Raw genomic sequence first — 18,318 nt, 5'->3', positions numbered from 1 at the left:
TCAGTCCTCCTTGGACTCTTGGGTGGGTGCTCTGTCCAGCCGGGCTGCGGTGGCGGCGTAGGCGGACAGGTCGATCACGACGTGGGCCGCGGGCCCCGTCGCGGGCAGGCCGCGCAGCTTCGCTGCCTCGGCCAGTGCCGCCGCCGACGGCGGTCGGCGGGTCTTGTGGGTGCAGGGCCGTTCATGGCTGAACGCGGCCATCGCCGCGTGCTCGAGCGCGACCACGTGCCCCTCGTCGCGGATCACCCGCCCGGCGCCGTCCGGGGCTCGGTGGTGGAGGGCGACCGTGGCGCCGCGGGCGGTGACGATGCGCAGCTGCTCGGCGCCGAGCCGGTGCCGGACGTGAACCTCGCTGCCGCCCAGCCCCGGCGGGACCGAGTAGCGGTTGCCGCGGAACTCGACCAGGGCCTGCGGGCTGACGATGCGAGCCAGGTCGAACTCGGCCGGGAACGCGACCGGCGGAGCCGGGTGCAGCCGCTCGCCGGCGGCGAGCTGGTCGACGCCGGCCTGGGCCTGCTCGAGCGTGGTGTCGTCGGCCAGCGTGCGCCACCAGCGTTGCGCGGCGGAGTGGTTGGCCTTCTCTACCACGCCTTTGCGGTTCCCGCGCCGCGGCGGACACGTCACCGACCGAACCCCATAATGCTTCGCGACCTGGGAAAACGCGGCTGTGATCCGGCCGGAGGCGGGGTAGCAGACCGTGGCCATCCGGTCGAAGCGCCAGACCTGGGTCACCCCGCCCAGCCGGCGGACCACCGCGTCGAGGGACTCGACCAGGTGCGGGAAGTCCTCGGCGTCGGCCAGGACGCCGCGCCACTTGCTCGAGTGCGCCAAGGCGCCGACCAGCAGGTGTGCGTGCTTGCCGAGGCCCCAGCCGGGTGGCGGGTCGGGCAGCTCCACCCAGTCCCATTGCGTTTCCTCGCCGGGCGGGTGGGCGATGATCGCGACGTCGCGGCCGCGGGTGACCTGGCAGGGCTGGCAGTGTGGGCGCAGCTGGTGCGCTCGGATCGCCGCGGTCAACGCCGGGTAGGAGCCGGTGAACCCGAGCTCGAGTAGCTCGTCGAACAGGGTCGAGGCCCACAAGTGCGGGTCGTCGGCCAGCCGCAGCCGGCAGTACTCGAGGAAGGGCTCGATCAGCGTTGGCTGCGACCGGCGCCGCTTGCCCGGCTCGCGTTCGCCGGACAGGTAGGCGCGGACCGTCTTGCGGTCCACCTGCAGGTGGCGGGCGATCGCCGAGATCGACCAGCCCTGCTGACGCAACGCCTGCGCCTGCACGTCTTCCTCCCAGGACAGCATCCGGCCTCCAGCAACGGTCCACGGTGACCAACACCGCGAACCCTCACCGCAAGCCGATGACCAGCGCGGATGCCACGCCGGAACGGACACATACCTGAGGAAGTTGATCTAGTAACTCTGAGGAGAATCGCTTAGCGCCATCATAGGCCGGGAACGTCGGTCTGCAGTCGTTGGCGATCAGCACGTTCTTCCACGGTTCAGGGCGCTGCACGAGAAGTTGTCGACGTGCTCGGGGCGTCCAGCATCCGGCTTGCCGGTGTCCGTGGCCAGTGAATACTGGCTCTGGCTCAAAGTCCTTGACAGGGCTTGTCAACGCTTCGGGAACTTTGGTTCTGGCACGCTTTCCGTGATCGGCTAGTTGGCGAGGAGGACGCGTTTGCGGAGGAGGTCGGGTTTGGCGCGGCCGAACATTTGTCGTTTGAGCATCTTGATCCGGTTGACGTGGCCTTCGACCACGCCGCTGTTCCAGGGCAGAGTGAGACCTGCGGTGACCGCGTCCTGGTCCCGGCGCAACCCCCGGACGAACGACCGCAGCGCGGGGAGGTCGTCTGCCTCGACTGCGGTCATCCACTGCTCGAGATGCTTGCCTCGCAACGAGCACATCATTCGGGCGAACCCGCGGACATAGCCGGCCAAGGTGGTCAATGAGCCGCTGGCCGCGAGGATGGCGTCGAGGCGCGTCTGGTCGGCCGGTTCGAGGGTCGCTGGGTCGGTCATGATCCAGCCGACGACACGACGGACTGAAGGCGGTTTCATTGGTGGCTGCGGGATGTGGTTGGCAGCGCGGAACTGGTGCAGGTAGTGGCGGACCAAAGTCGGGCCGCCCCGATAGCCGCGCGCGGTGATCTCGGTGAACAGCGTGGTCGCGTTGGTGCAGCCGGCGTTCCAGCGTTCGCGCAGGTAGGGCTTGAACTCATCCAGGACGCTCGGACGCCGGCCGGTACCGTTGCTGGTCAGCAGTTCCTCAGCGGTGTCGGCTCGGGCGAAGCGCCGGACGGTGCCCCGCGCAAGTTCCAGGCGCCGGCAGATTTCCTTGATCCCGAGTCCGTCGTTGAGCAAGGCGTGCACTGCGGCGTGTCGTTCGCGGGCGCGTATCGCCCAGCGGTCCGTTCGCATCTCCGGCGTAAGGGACTCTTCGCCTCGCTTCTGACTCTCCGGCCGCGTGTGCCCACCGGTAGGAGAACCCTGGTCAGTCGGGATGTCACCGTCGATTTCCGAGGTCGTGGCGACGGTCCATGCGTTGCGGTGCTGCGCAACCGTGCGTTCGACGGCCTCGGCCAAGTTGTGCCAGACGTGCCACCTGTCGGCCACCTGCAGCGCCTCCGGGGCACCGGCATGAGCCCCTTCGGCGTAGGCGCCGGCCCGGTCCCGGCAGATGATCTCCACGCCTGGATGCGCGCGGAGCCAGTTTGCGAGGGTGGCTGCGGTGCGGTCGGTCAGCACTTCAATCGGGCGCCGGGACTCGACGTCGACGAGGACGGTGCCGTAGTGGTGGCCGCGGCGCAGTGCGAAGTCGTCCACGCCGAGCACTCGCGGCGTGCTTGGTTCTGGGTCTGGTAGGCCGCGGACCAGGCGCAGCAATGTCATTCGGCTGACGGAGGCGGCCAGGTGGCGGGTCAATCGTGCGCCGGCGCGGCCGCCCAAGGCCAACGCGACCGCGCACAACACCTGCTGCAAGATCGAGGTTCGGCGTGCGTAACGGCTGGTCAGCTCGGGTAACTGCTCAGCGAATGTCGTTTTCGCGCACCCTGGGTTGTCGCAGAACAGCCGGCGCACCCGCAGCCGGATCAGCACCTCGCGACCCGACGAGGCCGTGTCGGATAGTTGCCGCACGTAGCGGCTATGGACTCGGCCGGACACCGCTCCACAGCCCGAGCACCCAGCCGTCGCAGCGCTGGTCACGGCCATGATCTGCACAACCTGGCCTGCCACCGATACCGCCTCCACCTGCACCGAAGCAAGATGTGGCCACAGGACTCGAACAAGATCACGATCAGCGCACCCGCAGCATGATCGACCCCCGGCCAACCGGCCAGACATGGGGGTCCATCACGAAAACCGTGCCAGAACCAGTTTTCACGAAGCGACGACAACGCTCGTCAGTGCGCTCAACGTATTCGGTTTCGGCGACCACGGGGCCCGCTACGCCGCCGGACAGTGCGAGCACCTCGCCACCGCCATGCGCGCTCCCGCACTGTGATCGCGCAAGCCAAAGACACGCTCACGGCCATTCACCGCATCGGCGTCGAGCAGCCATACGGAGTCTGGTCGCCGAATCCCGGCAGACCAGCATCACGCTGCACGACGGCCGGGCACCACACGACCGGTCAGGCCGACTGCCGGTAGAGCAGCAGTGCAGTGTCGTCGGAGCGGAAGGTCTCCGCTGTCAGAGCGAGCAAGGACCCCGCGACCGTGTCGAGGTCTTGCTCCCGCAGGTCGGCCAGCAGTGCTCCGGCACGATCGATCCCGTCGTCGATGTAGCGACCACGGGCCTCGACCAGACCATCGGTGTACAGCAGCAGCAGCGAGCCCGCCGACAGCAGAGCGCCGGCTTGACCGCGTGCCCGGCGCGTGGGCGCACCCAGCGGCGGCCCCATCGCCTCACCAAGGCGCCGGTGGCCTGGAACGCCCGGCTCGCTAAGCAGCGCCGGAACGTGCCCTGCCGAGGCGTAGTCGATGTGCCCGGTCCTCCGGTGCACCACAGCGCAGAAAACAGTGGTGCAGAACGCGCCGTCGAGGTCTCCGGCAAAGGTGTCCAAGGACGTCAGAGCCTGAGCAGGCCCGCGGTTGTCCAACAGCAGGACTCGCGCTGCGCTGCGCAGCTGCCCCATCACGGTCGCGGCCTGGAGTCCCTTCCCGACGACGTCGCCGACCACCAGCGCGCATCGGTCGCCGGGCAGGGGCACCACGTCGTGGAAGTCGCCACCGACGAGCAGCAGCGGCGCAGCGTTCCTGGGGCGGGCCAGTTCGTCGTGGGCCGGGCGGTAGCGCACCGCGATATTCGCCGGCAGCTCGCGGCGTGAGTCGAGCATTGCGTGTTGCAGGGCGAGCGCGATTTCGGCGGTGCGGCGGTGCTCGCGTTCATCCTCGGTCCGCGAGGTGATGTCGGTGAGGATCATCGCAACCAGACGCTCCGGCTCCCCACCGATGTGCTCGACGAGATCGGTATCGGCGCTGTCGATGGCGAAAGCATCGATCTCGAGTTCGCGGCCGGTCTCGACCAGGCTTTGCACGCGACGAACCGTGACTCCGGTGCGCCACACCTGCTCATAGAGCGCGTTCCACTGCTCGGACTGGTCGGCAGGCAGGCGTTCGCCGACGGTGTCGCCCGACGGATCCGTCAGGCCGGTCTGGACGGCCACCGCCGGGTTGGCGTAAAGGCAGAGGAAGTCCGCATGCCCCCCGGGCGGAGGCGGACCGGCCAGGCGCATCACCAGCACGCCGTATGGGGCGCGGTCCAGCAGCAACCGGCTCCAGGGGCGGGCGGAGCCGGTCTCATTCGTTACAGAACCGATTCCGGAGCGCGATACACCGTCGGACACCCGTGACGGAAACGCGGTAGCCCCCGATTCGGGCGGGTGGGTGCTCGGCCGCTGGGGTTGCCGGCCTTGCCTGTCGGCGTTGCTCACGTCTGCCATCATCTCTGCCCGGCGCCAACAGCTACCGCGCGGGCCTGGACCGGCCAGGATCGCGGCCTCGTCACCGCTGGGACTGCTGTGTTCGGCAACGAACCTCCGGCAAATCCGGCACCGCGAAGTTCAGGTTCCCGCGAACGACAACGAATCCGTAGCACGTAACTCGAGCGCCCGCGTCGCGGGCTCGTCACGCGGAATCGACCACGCTACCACCCTGAGGCCGGCCGGAGACCAGTACACGATCGTCGTCTGCGGCCGCGACGAGAACCGGGCCGCCGACACCCGCAGGCGGCCGGGTCGCTGAACGTGCGGACGGCGCGGGCGAGGGAGGCGTGGGGCACGGTTGGTGGACGCCGTCGCTGGTCAACAGCAAGCGGCAACGCGGCCCGGTCGTGGTGATGTGGCCGAGGGAGTCGTCGTCGAGAGTGGCCACGGAGCTGGTGACGATGTTGTCTCGTCGGGCGGCCAGGTTCTCGAGTTCCTGTGGCCGGTCTCGGTAGTGCTCGGCGAGGCGCTTGCGCAGCTGCTGGCCTTCGGTGTGGTCGGTGGTGAGCAGGTGAGGACATCGGTGTCGGAGTCGTATTCGTAGGCGCGGCAGTCCCCGGCCGACGCGATGTCCCAGCCGTCACCACGGCCGGGTGGAAGCGCGGGGCGGCGACGACCAGGACGGTGTCGCCGGCGTGGACGTCGGCGAGGGTTTGGGTGGCGGCGAGCAGCCCGGCGACGGCTCCGCGGTCGGCGGCGTGGCGGCGGGCCGGTGCCGAAGTGTGCCGAGGCGAGGGTGCGCATCCCGATCTCCGAATGCCGGTGCTCGAGGTTGTAGGCCATGAAAAAGCCCGTCACAGAACACGCGTGCGTCCTCCAGCGAACCGAATCGCTCAGGGAAATCGAGCATATAGTTCAGGGTTTGAACTGAGCCTCCGAGTACGGGTTGTCATTCGAGGTGTGGAGGCGGGAATGGGAGTGGATGACACGGAGACCAACCAGGAGTTCCGACACCGGTTTCGATATCATTGCGCTACCACGGTCGGTGTGGATGGTGTGCGGCAGGCTTCCATTGTGGTTCATGGCTTCGTCGAGAAAATCCTTCGCCGCGACAGCGTCCTCCACGGCAACGACCAGCAAGCCGGTGGCATAGCGATACTAGATGTCGAGGATGCCGCGGCATTTGTACGAGATCCCTTTCGAGGGTCCCTTCAGTGCGGTGATTTCCCGCGACCACACCTCACTGGGCTCGCGGGGGACTAGCTCGGGTCGGACCCGGGCAGGGTGGGTGGCCAGCCGGCGCCGTTACCGGACCTGGCCGGCCGCGCGGGCGATCCGGTGCATCGTGGAGACCGAACACCAGTATCGGCACTCGTTCAGTTCTCTGTCCCATACTTGCGGGATCGTCAGGTCCCGGTATTCTAAATGGGTCGTCAAGGCCAGCGTCCAGTCCTGCTCGGCGGTGTCGAGGGCCTTCGGCGGTGGCGCGCGGGGCAGCCGCGGACTGTGCGCCGTCCTTGCGGGTTGACGTGTCGATCATGGGTCGCCCGCGATATATCGGTTAGCGTGCACGATCTCGTCACCGGCCCCTTTGCCGCGCGCAGTTCGGTGAACGCGGCGGTCAGGACGTCTTGGGCGGCTCGGTGTTTGTCCGTGCTCTCGGAGAGCTCTTCCAAGAGCGCGTGTGGTTTTTACATAATGTCGAGCACCACCCGGGTTTCCGTCAAATCAGCGGCCAGTTTCTGGTTTTGCCGGTGGAGTTTCTCCGGATCTATCTGCTTGGCCGACTTCCGTGTCCGTTTCAGTGATGTTCCCGGCTCGGCGGGTTCACCGCCCAGACCTGCGTCGCGAGCTCATGTCTACTCGATGATGTGAGAGGAGTACAAGCCCTCACGGCACAGGAACGCACCCTTCTCCCCGTTCGGGGCGTTCTCGTACTCGGCGGCCATGGCGAGCTTGTACTCCGCAGTGAACGCCCGTCACGACGGACGCGGTGCAGTGTCAGCCTGCTCCTCGCCGGACGGACCCCGGGACTGCTTGTCAGATGGTGTGGACATACGCACAGGATCTCCGATCCTGCCCTCTCGATCAGGGACCCCGCACTCACACGGGTGTCTTACTTAAGTCTGGCCGAGAGGGGCTCGCCGGAACCTTTTCGCTGATCACAGTTCGTTTCGTGGACCTGTATCTGTTGTCAAAGGCGTTTGGCCGCGCGGAACGCCTTGGCGTAGGTGCCGGAGCCATCGATCAGCGACACCGCCGGGGTCGCTGAATGTGGGACCGTTGGGGACTTTGCGGCTGGAGAGCACCTGATGGTGTCCGTCGCTGTCGATGCCCAGTGAGTCGTAGAGGTCCGACTTTCTCGCGGCGCCCTTGGTGCGTACGTTGTCTCTCGCCAGGGAGGCGTTCGTCAGCGCCGTACCAGCAACCGCGGTTGTCGTGGCGATGCTGCTTGGTCTTGTCGAGGTGATCGCCTGGTGGGTGATTCTCCGGGACCCGAGTACATCGTTCGTCGCCACGAATCCGACCGCTGGCGGAGAGTAGCCGACTGCCTGCGGGAAACGAGAAGCTTTGATCGACCGGAAGCCTGTTCTGTCGGCCTTTCCTACCAGCGGGCCAAGTGGGGCGTCGGCATGGCTAGTTGTCACGGCTAGGTCGGATGATTTCGGCAAGTCGAATTGGCCCCGGTTTGGCATCTTGAGTTCTAAAGGTGATCGCAACACCAGCTATGAAAGGTGTTGCAGTGACCGGATCCCGACGAAACATCCGCAAGCGTGGTCCCGAGCCCCAGGTGGCCAAGCGAGATCAATATCTTCAGCTCATGGCGCAGGGCATGAGCAACGCGGAAGCGTGTCGGCAGGTCGGGGTCAACCGCAGGACCGGCACCCGGTGGCGCTACGGCCGCACGAGCACCGACAGCGCGGGACGCACATACTCCTACGAGCCGATCTCGCCCGTTCGTGACATCTCCTCGCGGTTCCTGTCCGAGGAAGAGCGGATGAAGATCGCCGACCTGCTCCGCGCCGACAACTCCATCCGCGAGATCGCCCGCCAGCTCGGTCGCAGCCCCGCCACGATCAGTCGGGAGATTCGCCGCAACCGCGACCCGAAATCCACCGACTACCACCCTCACCAGGCCCAACGCCGCGCCGTCCTGCGACGCGCACGATCCAAGGCAGGCAAGCTGCGCCGCAACCCGCAGCTGGCCGCCGAGGTCCAGCAACGCCTCGACCACCACTGGAGCCCGGAACAGATCAGCCGCGACCTGGTCACTCAGTTCCCCGACGACCCGGAGATGCGAGCCGCGCCCGAAACCATCTACCAGGCGATCTACCGGCCTGAACGCGGCGGCCTGCACCGCGACACCGCGGCAAAACTCCGCACTAAACGCGAGCAGCGCCGCACCCGCCGACGCGCCGACCAGCGGGCCACCAGGTTCATCGATCCCGGCACGCTAATCCACCAGCGTCCCGCGCACGTCCTCGACCGGCTCGAGGCCGGCCATTGGGAAGGCGACCTCATCATCGGCGCCGGCAACCGCTCAGCCATCGCCACCCTGGTCGAACGCACCACCCGCTATCTGATGCTCGCCCACCTGCCCGACGGCCGCAGCGCCGAGCACGTCCTTGACGCCCTCATCCGCCGCTTCGCGACCCTTCCGGCGACCCTGGCCAAGTCGCTGACCTGGGATCAAGGCAGCGAAATGAGCCGCCACGACGCCTTCACCACGGCCACCGGGGTCCCGGTCTACTTTTGCGAACCAGCCAAGCCGTGGCAGCGCGGCCTCAACGAGAACACCAACGGGCTGCTGCGCCAGTACTTCCCCAAGGGCACCGACCTGTCCGTCCACTCCGCAGTCGACCTCTCAAAGGTCGCGGCCGAGCTCAACACCCGACCCCGCAAACGGCTCGACTGGGCGACACCAGCCCACCTCTTCGATAACCTCGTCGCAACACTCCTACCCCCGAACGTTGCGATCATCGCCTGAATCCGCCGTTTCGTCGGGATCCGGTCACTGCAACACCTTTCATAGCTGGTGTTGCGATCACCTTTAGAACTCAAGGTGCCAAACCGGGGCCAAATCACGATGCCATGGCCAGTCGGAAGCCGCCGCGCATCGCGGACCTTCCGGAAGACTTCTGACGACGTCTCAAGCGTCTCCCGGGTCAGAGCCGAGTCCAGTGGCGCTGAAGGCTCCGGTTGCCGTGTGGAGACCGGCGGTGCGGCGCAGGGTGAATTGGTCGATCTCGGCGCCATCGTTGCGGAGTGTCCGAACGGTCAGTGTGGTTTTGCGTCCGAACCAGGCAGGGCTTACGTCGATGGCGAGGAAGGAGTAGCCGGTGTAACGCACGCGAGACCAGCCGACGGTTTCGGTTTCCTTGCCGCCGCCGTTCACCCAGTGGTAGCTGGTGAACTCGCCGTCGAAGGTGTCGGGTACCGGGAAGCTGTAGATGCTGCGGCCTCCGCCGCCGCAGGTGGCGTAGACCGTGCCGTCGCGGTCCGGGTCGACGGTGTCGCCAATCGCGACCTTCCGCGTGATCCGGCCGCCGCGCAACGCGTCGGTTCGTTCGTAGATGTGGTTGTGCCCGTTGACGACCAGGTCGACGTGATATTGGTCGAACAGCGGCACCCACTCGTCCCGCACTCCGCCTTCGGAGGCGTGCTGGTTGGTCGTCGAGTAGGCGCAGTGGTGGAAGAACACCACGATGAAGTCGACGTCGGGCTGTTGCCGGAGGTAGCGCAGGCGGCGCTTGAGCCACGCGGTTTGAGAGCCGTGCGAATAGCCGTGGTTGGCCGGGATCTCGTAGGAGACGTCGTTGGCGTCCAGGGAGATCACGCCGACGTTGCCGTAGATGAACGAGTATACGCTCGGGCAGTCGGCCGGGCCGCTGCCGGGGAAGTCCCAGCGTTTCGTCTGGCCGCCGTAGCCATCGGGGGAGTACAGGGCTTCCATGTCGTGGTTGCCGGTGGTGACCATCCACGGCACGGAGGCGGCGACGCCTTCGATCTGGGTGTAGTAGGCGTCCCAGACCTTCGGGTCGTAGAGGTCGTGGCTGCCGTCGGCGACCGGACCGGGCGGCAGGCCGGCGCCGCTGGGATCGGCGTAGGCGATGTCGCCGGCGAGCAGGTGGAAGCGCGGGTGCTGCTTCGCGACTGCGCCGTCCTGAGCCAGCGCCGTGGTGGAGACGCCTTGGTCACCGAACGCGGTGAAGGTGAACTTGTCGGTGGGGAAGCCGCGGGCAGGGGCGGTGGTGAACGTCGAGAGCGCGGTGGCGCCGCCGTCGCCGCGAGCCGGGTCGAACCCGTCGTGGCCGACCGCGTAGGTGTAGGTCCGGCCCGGCCTGAGACAGTTCGCCTCGGCGTGCAGGTAGTACTGGTCGTAAGGCGCGATGACCCCGGCGACCTCGGAGTGCAGCGCGCGCGTCTCCGCGGGGATCCGGTGCCCCCACTGAATCCCGTGCCTGTCATGGTGCTGTGCCGATGGGTTCTCGCCGGGAAGGCGTGGCTCGAACTCTGCGATCCGCAGGAAGGGGTTCTTGACCCGTGTCGGCACCTCCCAGGCGACACGGATTTCGGTGCGAGGGTTGCGTCCGAAGGCGAGGTGACGGCCGGCCGGGGTGACCTTGGCGCCGTCGGCGTAGGCGGTCCCGGGCACCAGAAGCGGACCGGCCGCAAGAAGGGCGCCAGTGGCGGCGGCTCCCTTGAGCAGGGAGCGGCGGGTGAGGTACTCGTGCTGCTCGGCCATGGTGAGGCGGGTAGCCAGCGCGTCGGGTACCCCGACTCTCGGGATTTCCATGCGCGAATATTCGCCGACGCGCATGCCAGGTTCTCAACACTGAGACGAACAGCGGCTGACCAGGTGTCCCAGGAAAGGTCAAGAGAGTGTCAAGGTGAGTTTACCTTGTGGTGGAGGATCGGCATGTGCCGAGCGTCCGCGAATGCTTGATTGACCTGGGAGCACCCGTATCGGGCCGCATCTGTGGACGCCGCCGCTTGGTGACCGCTGTTTCGGCTACGGCTCAGCGGTGGCTCTGCGCGCGTCGACGACTGCGGTGATCATCATCCGCACCACGGCGGTCGCGTCCCGCAGATCTTGGGAGCTGACGTCAGCGACGGTGTCGTGCATCAGCCGGCCGAGGGGTATGAAGAATTCCGTCGCCAACCGCAGTGCCTGTGGCGTCATGACGATAGTGACCCTGCGGCGGTCTTGCGGATCGCGTTGACGACGCACATGGCCGACCTTCTCCAGGCGGTCCACCAGTCCGGTTGTCGCGGGGGCTCCGAGCCCGAGTCGACCAGCCAGTTCACCTACGGTCATTGACTGGCCACTGCGGGTACCCTCGCTGATCCACATGATCGCATTGAGGTCGCTGCGTCCGAGTCCGTGAGCGCGGGCGAACACGTCGACGAACACGTCGGTCTCGACGGTGAACAGCCGCAGTGCGTCGATGAGGTCGTCCAGGGCCTCGTCGCGCTCGGGGGAAGAGGGTTGCGTCGGCACGGCTATCATCCTATCGTTTCGTTCAACGAAAGATTCACTGAACGAAGGAAATTCCGTGGGTGCTCGCTGGACCGCTGCTGTCACCAGCAGGATTGGTGCCGTCCTCGTCGTGCTGGCGACGGCGCTCCTGGCTGTACTGGTGCTCCTGACATCGCCGGCGCAGCCGGCCGCGCAGCCCGCCGACGGCCTCCCCGCCGGAAAGCAGTCGACGCGGGTGACGCAGCTCGCAGACCGATTCCCCAGTGGCCGCGCCGATGCCGCGATCGTCGTCTTCGAACGTGCGGACGAGACGCTGAGCGCACTCGACAAATCCGTCATCTCCGCCGCTCGCAAGCTCCTCGCCCCCCTCGCAGACGGCGGTTTTGTTCCGGAGCCGACACTGTCGCCGGACGGTGCGGCGGCGTTGCTGATCGTTCCCGTCGGCGGGGGTCTCGACGACGCTGCCGAGAGCAAGTTGGTCGACGACATTCGGGCAACCGTGGCCGGGACCTCGTCGAATCCGCTGCCTGCCGGTCTTGCCGCCCAGGTCACGGGGGGCCCCGCATTCAGTCGTGACATATCGGCAGCCTTCGACGGCGCCGACATCACTTTGCTGCTTGTCACCGCCGGCGTGGTCGCCCTGTTGCTGCTACTCACCTACCGCAGTCCGATCCTGTGGATCATCCCCCTGGTCGTCGTCGGGGTGGGTGATCAGCTGGCAGCCAACCTCTTACCGTGGGTCGCACGTCTGGTAGGTGAACGTACTGACGCGTCGGTCAGTGGCATCGTGTCAGTGCTGGTCTTCGGCGCCGGTACGGACTACGCGCTGTTGCTGATCTCCCGCTACCGAGAAGAGTTGCGGCGCACGCCGGATCGCCGCACGGCGATGGCCCAGGCCCTGCGTGGTGTCACACCGGCCATCCTGGGCAGCGCTGCGACCGTCATCTTAGCGCTGCTGACGCTCCTTGCGGCGGTCTTGACCAGTAACCGCACTCTCGGCATTTCCGCTGCCCTCGGGGTCGCGGTCGCGTTGGTGTTCGGAATTGTCGTGCTACCGGCAGCCCTAGTCTCCCTGCCGCGTGGCGTGTTCTGGCCGTTCGTGCCCAAGCTCGGTAGTGATGAGCCGGCTGATACCGGGTTGTGGGCACGCATCGCCAGTGGGGTCGGCAAGCGTCCGGCGACTGTGCTGACCGTTGCGGTTCTGATCCTCGGTGGCTGCGCGGCGGGTCTCTTCACGACGAAGATCGGCTTGTCGCAGACCGAGCAGTTCCGGACACCCGTCCAGTCCGTCACCGCGCAGAACGCGCTGGCCAGACACTTCCCCGCGGGTTCGTCCCAGCCGGTCACCGTGATCAGCGCATCCTCGGCGGCAGATGCCGTGACAGCCGGGATCAACGGGGTCGACGGAGTGGTGAACGTAGGACCACCCGAATCGTCCGACGACGGGCTGCTGACGAAGCTTTCGGTCGACCTGGCCGCGGGTTCCGGGACCGCGGAAGCCGACCGTGGAGTCCGGGCCATCCGTGCCGCGCTCGCCGAGGTGCCGGGTGCGGACGCGCAGGTCGGTGGCGCACCAGCGGCCGACCTGGACAAGAGGGACGCCAACCTGCGCGACGACGCGATGATCGGCCCGCTAGTCCTGGCGGTTGTCTTGCTGGTGCTCATCCTGCTGCTGCGCTCGCTGGTGGCGCCGGTACTGCTCTTGTTGACCGTGATCGCCAGCTTCGCGGCGAGTCTCGGCGCGGCGTCGACAGGCCTGACGCGTCTGCTGGACATCCCGGCTTTGGACGCCAACGTGCCGTTGCTCAGCTTTCTGTTCCTGGTCGCCTTGGGCGTGGACTACAACATCTTTCTGGTCACCCGGGCCCGGGAGGAAACCATCGTCCTGGGCGACACCCGCGGCGCGATGGTTCGCGCGCTCGGCGCCACCGGCGGAGTCATCACCTCGGCGGGCATTCTCTTGGCTTCGGTCTTCACCGTCCTCGGTGTCCTACCGGTCATCGTGCTCACCCAGATCGGCGTCGTCGTCGGTATCGGTGTCCTGCTCGACACTCTGTTGGTGCGCACGCTGGTCTTGCCCGCTATCGCGCTGTTGCTGGGTGAAAGATTCTGGTGGCCCTCGAGGCCGTCCGAGAAAGCGCCGCCGTCACGCCACGGTGCCGGCGGCCGCGAAGACCGTGAAAGTGACGCCCGATCCGGTGGTCCTCGCGGCACGTCGAGGATTGTCGGTCGCGCTTGATCATCGGACCGCTGCGCGGCAACGCAGGGGCGGGATCACCACAACGCGGGAGGGCGTATCCGGGCCGCTCCACGGCTCGTTCGTCGGTACTCTGGGAGTTTTCTTCGCCCCGAACGTTCTCAGGGCCTTCGTGCATGAGCAAGCGCGTCCGGCAGTGGGATGGGAGGTCCGTTGGAACGGGCGAGTTGTCGATGGCGCCGCTGGGTTCTCCAGCTGTCCGACAAGGACAAGCTCGATATCGACGAACCGATCCGGCAATACGTACCGGAGTTCGTCTCGCCGACGAGCGGATCACGGTGCGCCGGCTGCTCAGTCAAACCGCGGGCTTCAGAGGGGCGACTGTCTCGAGAAGCCGCTCCGCGACGTACCCCAGGAGTTCTCGTACAACCACACTGGCTACAGCCTGCTCGGCCACCTCGTTGAGATCCTCCGCGGCACGTCCTACGACGCCTGTCTGCGCAACACCTCATCGCGCCTCGTCGAAACCGCGATATGACCAGCAGGGTCCCGGCAACCAACCGGGACCTCGCCAGGCGCTCGCTAGCTTTCACCGACCTGCGTGGGTACCGCGGTCACCACGATGTTGTCGCGATAGCTCCTTGCCGTTCGGTCGAAGCTTCCGCCGCAGGTGAACAGCGTCACCCGAGGGGCTCCCATCGTCGCGAAGTATGACCGGAGGTCGATCTTGTCCTTCGCGATCCGCTCAGTCGCCACCACTTTGTAAGCGCGGGTCACGTTGTCGTCGCCGGTGAGAGAAAGGACTGAACCTGATTTGAGCTCTTTGAGCCGGAAGAACGCGCCCGGTCCGGCTTCGGCGCTGTCGACGTGTCCGCCGATGACCAGAGAGCCGGCCGAAGCATCTAAGCCCGGCCCGAACCGGTACCAGCCGACGGTGTTCACACTCGGCGGGACAAAAAACGCTCCCTTCTCGTCGACCCCGGCTGGTATCACGGTCGCCTCGACGCCGATCTGCGGCACGTCGAGCCGGACTGGTCGAATCGTACGAACTTTCGTGGGCAGGTTGGCGGGCTGCGTGGCCGGGAGGGAGGCCTGAGGACTTGGCGTCTCCAAACCTGCGACGGCTGGCGAAATCTCCTCGTCCGACGGCTCGTGCCAGGTGCTCAGCAGTGTTCCCGTGGCAGTGGCCATCACTCCGGCGGCGATCAGGGCGACGGCGGTGGGACGGCGGGTCCCGGTGGAGCCCCGGGACCCGCCGCGTCGGGTGCGTGTCACCGCGATCGCGTCTCCGGACGCCGCCGGAGCAGCAGGACCACCCCGGCGACCACCAGGAAGACTCCAACCGCCGAGACCACGGACCACCAGTCACCGGCGTCATCGACGGCAAGTCCACCGGTTCCGGTCGGCATCGAGGACGGCGCGCCGCCCAGATTCTTGATCGTCTGCGCGACGAGCGCGAGTGTTTTGGCGTCGGCCGAACCGATCGCATAAACGATCGTCGATGTCCCCGCGGTGAGGTTAAGGTCCTTCGGGCCGAGCACGATGGTCGAGGTCCCGGCCAAAGTCACGTCGGCGCTGACCGTTCCCGCGGGGACATCGGCCATCGCTTCCTTCGGGTTGGTCAAGCCGGGGAACCTTGGTTTGCCGGCCGCTCGGACGTCCACCGCCGGCGCCGCGGCCGTGTGCCGGACCACCCGCCGGGCCTTCCCGGCCGCGATCATCGACGTGTCGTTGGCGAACGCGGTCAGTGCTGGTTTGGCCGAGGTGTCGAGATGAGCCACCAGGCTCAGGTTCTTCCCACCGGGCACTGCCAGGCTTTTGTTCTCCAGCAGGGCACTGCTGACCGGATCGCCGGGCTTCGTCAACGCGACGTCATAGGTGCCCGCTGTCAGGCTCAGGGGCCCGGCCACACTCGCCGGCTGGAAGTTGTCCAGCGTCTTCTTGCCGTTGACGTACACGTCCACGGGTTGGCCGGGAATGCCGTGCACCACCGACACCATCGACTCGTCGGCCGCCGACGCCGCGCCGGGGAAAGCGACGGACAGCGCCGCCAATGCTCCGGCCGAGGCCAGGAGGGCGAGCGAGCGGAGTGGGTTGTTCATCGACAGCTCCTTCGGACTGGAGGTTGAGGTGTCCGTCGATTCGTCCGGACTTACCCGGCTGGATGCAGCGAGCGCGACAGTTACTCCGAACGAACGGTTCCGCACCGCATCCGATGCCCTGTCGATCGACGTACACCATTCGACGGATCACCCCGCCAGGAGCACCCGGAGCGACGACGATGCTGATGACCAGAGGTGTCGCGCCGCCGTCACGTACGGCTAGGGTGTCGCTCGTGCCCGATGATGCCGCGCTGAGCGACACGGCAGACGATCTCGCGCGGCGGTTCGCCGACGGCGAGCCGGACGCCCTGCGCGCGGTGTTCGACCGGCACGGCCCCGCTGTCCAACGGCTGGCCCGGGCCAGTCTCCGCGACATCGCGGACGTCGACGACGTCGTGCAAGCGACCTTCGTCTCCGCATGGAGCGGCCGCGAGACCTACGACCCGGAAAAGGCCGGCTTGCTCGCCTGGTTGCTGGGGATCACGCGGCGCCGCATCGTCGATCTGCTTCGTTCACGCGGGCGCCACCAGCGGGACAGCGAAGCTGTCGCTGCCGTCACAACGACCGGAGGAGAGGTCGCCGAGTCACCGGAACGCATCGTGGACCGCTTGGTCCTCGCCGACGGCATGACGCGGCTCCCGGAGTCACAGCAGGAGGTACTCCGGCTCGCCTTCTACGCTGATATGACCCACACTCAGATAGCGGAGGAGACCGGACTGCCCCTCGGCACGGTGAAGAGTCATCTCCGCCGCGGCATACAGAGCCTGCGTGCCCAGCTCGAACGTTCCCCGCAGGAGGTGAATGATGTCGCACCCCGATCCCGAGCACCTCGTCCTGCTCGCCCTTGACCACCAGCGCCCCGACGCCGCCGACACCGCTCACCTCGACCGCTGCGCCGACTGCCGAGACGAATTCGACTCGCTGCGCGCTGTCGCTGGACTCGGCCGGGAGACGGCCGCGGAAACGTCGCTGCCGCCGGTGAGCGAAGCGGTGTGGGACCGGATCGCCGCCGAAACCGGCCAGAGACGGCCAGCGTCCGTGGCGGAAGCCGATCACCGGGCGCTGATGGCGCAACGGCCGATCCGTGCTCGCCGGTCGTCCCGCGGAGTCCGTTACGCTGTCATCGCGACCGCCGCCGCGGCGGTAGGAGTGGCCGGCACGCTCATCGCCTCGAACACTGGTGGTGGCGATGCGCGCGTCGTCGCGGAGGCGCAGTTGACCCGGCAGACGTCGGCGCCGGCCGGTGCTACCGGGCGCGTGCAGATCGTCGATGACGGCTCGGGTTCGCTGCGGATGAAGGTTCGGTTGAGCGGCATGCCCGCGCCTGACGGGCTCTACGAGATCTGGCTTTTCGACGGCCTCAAGACGATGATCCCGTTGGGTGTCACTTCGAGCACCGAGGTGGAGGTCGCCGTTCCTGCCGGCCTCCCGCTGAGCAGCTACCCCGTCGTCGACGTTTCGGCTCAGGCTCTCGGGCAGCAGGAGCACGGCACCAGCATGCTGCAAGGCACCTTCGGTGCCTGAACCGATCGACGTGCGGAGGTGAAGACATGTCAGGCAAAGAACCCCGTTCTGTGCTCATCACCGGCGCCGAGCCGTCGTACGAAGACCAGTTGGCTGCCCGCAAGCGCAAGTACGTGGTCATGATGGCCTGCCGCGTGCCGTGTCTCGTGCTCGCGGGGGTGACGGCGCAGACCTGGTGGCTCGCGCTGACTTTCCTGGCGATCTCGGTTCCGCTCCCGTGGGCGGCCGTGCTGATCGCCAACGACCGGCCACCGCGCAAAACCGAGAAGGTCAGCCGTTACCACCGTGATCCCGCTGCCCTCGAGCGGGCGGGCCACCGAGTGATCGACGGTTGAACCACCATGCGGTGCGCGGTGATTTCGTCCGATCGTCCTCGTGTTGACTGCTTGATCCACTACCGCCCGACCTTCACGGGCTTGCGGGTCAGTCCTCGTAGGTGAGGTTCTTGCCGTTCGACGGGTCGAACAGCTTGATCTTGTCCGCGTCGTACCAGACTTCGAGGTCCGCGTTCTCCGCCGCGGCCGACTCGGCCGAGAGGCGGGCCACGATCTGGGACTCCGAACCCGGCACGTCGGACGAGCCGCTGTCGGCGGCGAGCTCGGCGAGCTCTTCCGACGTCGCGATCTCGCCCTCCACCGTGAAGTGGGCGAACTTCTCCGAGCCCATCGACTCGAGCACGTCGATGTGCGCGGTGAACGTGCCGCCGCCGGACTTCTGCCCGGCCTCGACCAGGCCCGCGTCCTCGAAGTGCTCGGGCCGGATGCCGACGAGGACCTCGCGCGGCGCGTCCGCCTTCTCCACCAGCTGCCGGACGCGGTCCGTCAGCGGCGTCGTGCCCAGCGCGCTGCGCAGCTCGTTGTTCTCCAGCGTCGCCGGGACGAAGTTCATCGACGGCGAGCCGATGAACCCGGCCACGAACAGGTTCGCCGGGTTGTCGTAGAGGAACTGCGGAGAGCCGATCTGCTGCACGTACCCGGCTCGCAGCACCACGACGCGGTCGCCCAGCGTCATGGCCTCGGTCTGGTCGTGCGTGACGTACAGCGTCGTGGTGCCGAGCTGCTTCTGGATCTTCGACACCGACGTCCGCATCTGGCCGCGGAG

The 18,318-nt window shown here is 67.1% G+C and carries 16 protein-coding genes; 6 read left to right on the top strand and 10 right to left on the bottom strand.

Translation table 11 applies throughout. The features are described 5' to 3' along the window. From ACWEN0_RS43325 to ACWEN0_RS43310, 4 genes are all read right to left on the bottom strand, one after another. The gene (locus tag ACWEN0_RS43325; RefSeq protein ID WP_451986773.1) at window positions 1–1,293 is read right to left on the bottom strand and encodes a Mu transposase domain-containing protein; all 1,293 of its coding nucleotides are present in this window, start codon (window positions 1,291–1,293) and stop codon (window positions 1–3) included. Window positions 1,294–1,647: 354 nt separating this feature from the next. Beyond that, window positions 1,648–3,201 carry an ISL3 family transposase gene (locus tag ACWEN0_RS43320; protein WP_451986889.1) on the bottom strand — a complete coding sequence of 518 codons (1,554 nt, stop codon included), beginning with the start codon at window positions 3,199–3,201 and terminating at the stop codon, window positions 1,648–1,650. An 85-nt stretch (window positions 3,202–3,286) separates the two neighbouring features. Then, the gene (locus tag ACWEN0_RS43315) at window positions 3,287–3,460 is read right to left on the bottom strand and encodes a hypothetical protein (RefSeq protein ID WP_451986771.1); all 174 of its coding nucleotides are present in this window, start codon (window positions 3,458–3,460) and stop codon (window positions 3,287–3,289) included. Between the two features lie 160 nt (window positions 3,461–3,620). After that, the gene (locus tag ACWEN0_RS43310) at window positions 3,621–4,922 is read right to left on the bottom strand and encodes a PP2C family protein-serine/threonine phosphatase (RefSeq protein ID WP_451986769.1); all 1,302 of its coding nucleotides are present in this window, start codon (window positions 4,920–4,922) and stop codon (window positions 3,621–3,623) included. Window positions 4,923–5,274: 352 nt separating this feature from the next. On the opposite strand from ACWEN0_RS43310, the gene ACWEN0_RS43305 reads away from it, so the two are divergent. Next, window positions 5,275–5,517, top strand: a complete 243-nt coding sequence (locus ACWEN0_RS43305; RefSeq protein WP_451986767.1) for a hypothetical protein — start codon at window positions 5,275–5,277, stop codon at window positions 5,515–5,517. A gap of 311 nt (window positions 5,518–5,828) precedes the next feature. On the opposite strand, the gene ACWEN0_RS43300 is transcribed toward ACWEN0_RS43305, so the two are convergent. Further along, window positions 5,829–6,053 carry a hypothetical protein gene (locus tag ACWEN0_RS43300; protein ID WP_451986765.1) on the bottom strand — a complete coding sequence of 75 codons (225 nt, stop codon included), beginning with the start codon at window positions 6,051–6,053 and terminating at the stop codon, window positions 5,829–5,831. 1,693 nt (window positions 6,054–7,746) lie between these two features. On the opposite strand from ACWEN0_RS43300, the gene ACWEN0_RS43295 reads away from it, so the two are divergent. Beyond that, the gene (locus tag ACWEN0_RS43295; RefSeq protein WP_451986887.1) at window positions 7,747–8,901 is read left to right on the top strand and encodes an IS30 family transposase; all 1,155 of its coding nucleotides are present in this window, start codon (window positions 7,747–7,749) and stop codon (window positions 8,899–8,901) included. Window positions 8,902–9,063: 162 nt separating this feature from the next. On the opposite strand, the gene ACWEN0_RS43290 is transcribed toward ACWEN0_RS43295, so the two are convergent. Both ACWEN0_RS43290 and ACWEN0_RS43285 read right to left on the bottom strand, forming a co-directional pair. Continuing rightward, on the bottom strand, window positions 9,064–10,710 hold the full coding sequence (locus tag ACWEN0_RS43290) for a purple acid phosphatase family protein (protein ID WP_451986763.1): 1,647 nt from the start codon (window positions 10,708–10,710) through the stop codon (window positions 9,064–9,066). Between the two features lie 216 nt (window positions 10,711–10,926). Then, window positions 10,927–11,415, bottom strand: a complete 489-nt coding sequence (locus ACWEN0_RS43285; RefSeq protein WP_451986761.1) for a MarR family winged helix-turn-helix transcriptional regulator — start codon at window positions 11,413–11,415, stop codon at window positions 10,927–10,929. A gap of 55 nt (window positions 11,416–11,470) precedes the next feature. On the opposite strand from ACWEN0_RS43285, the gene ACWEN0_RS43280 reads away from it, so the two are divergent. Then, window positions 11,471–13,633: an MMPL family transporter gene (locus ACWEN0_RS43280; RefSeq protein WP_451986759.1), complete on the top strand. Its 2,163-nt coding sequence runs from the start codon at window positions 11,471–11,473 to the stop codon at window positions 13,631–13,633. A 540-nt stretch (window positions 13,634–14,173) separates the two neighbouring features. On the opposite strand, the gene ACWEN0_RS43275 is transcribed toward ACWEN0_RS43280, so the two are convergent. Both ACWEN0_RS43275 and ACWEN0_RS43270 read right to left on the bottom strand, forming a co-directional pair. Beyond that, window positions 14,174–14,782 (bottom strand): class F sortase, encoded by a 609-nt coding sequence (locus ACWEN0_RS43275; RefSeq protein WP_451986757.1) that lies wholly within the window; start codon window positions 14,780–14,782, stop codon window positions 14,174–14,176. 80 nt (window positions 14,783–14,862) lie between these two features. Beyond that, window positions 14,863–15,693 carry a DUF4397 domain-containing protein gene (locus ACWEN0_RS43270; protein WP_451986755.1) on the bottom strand — a complete coding sequence of 277 codons (831 nt, stop codon included), beginning with the start codon at window positions 15,691–15,693 and terminating at the stop codon, window positions 14,863–14,865. A gap of 233 nt (window positions 15,694–15,926) precedes the next feature. On the opposite strand from ACWEN0_RS43270, the gene ACWEN0_RS43265 reads away from it, so the two are divergent. Genes ACWEN0_RS43265 through ACWEN0_RS43255 form a run of 3 tightly spaced genes read left to right on the top strand, consistent with a single transcriptional unit; the run spans window position 15,927 to window position 17,552 of the window. Beyond that, a complete protein-coding gene (locus ACWEN0_RS43265; protein WP_451986753.1) occupies window positions 15,927–16,541 on the top strand; it encodes an RNA polymerase sigma factor in 615 nt (204 codons plus the stop codon). Further along, window positions 16,498–17,217, top strand: a complete 720-nt coding sequence (locus tag ACWEN0_RS43260; RefSeq protein ID WP_451986751.1) for an anti-sigma factor domain-containing protein — start codon at window positions 16,498–16,500, stop codon at window positions 17,215–17,217. Before ACWEN0_RS43265 ends, ACWEN0_RS43260 begins: the two co-directional genes overlap by 44 nt. Window positions 17,218–17,243: 26 nt before the next feature. Next, window positions 17,244–17,552: a DUF3099 domain-containing protein gene (locus ACWEN0_RS43255; protein ID WP_451986749.1), complete on the top strand. Its 309-nt coding sequence runs from the start codon at window positions 17,244–17,246 to the stop codon at window positions 17,550–17,552. Between the two features lie 88 nt (window positions 17,553–17,640). Here the strand turns inward: ACWEN0_RS43255 and ACWEN0_RS43250 are convergent. After that, the coding region (locus ACWEN0_RS43250; protein WP_451986747.1) for an ABC transporter ATP-binding protein at window positions 17,641–18,318 on the bottom strand (678 nt) is incomplete at its 5' end.

The sequence above is a fragment of the Amycolatopsis sp. NPDC004378 genome (assembly GCF_053602455.1).
This window is presented reverse-complemented; position numbering and strand designations above follow the sequence as displayed.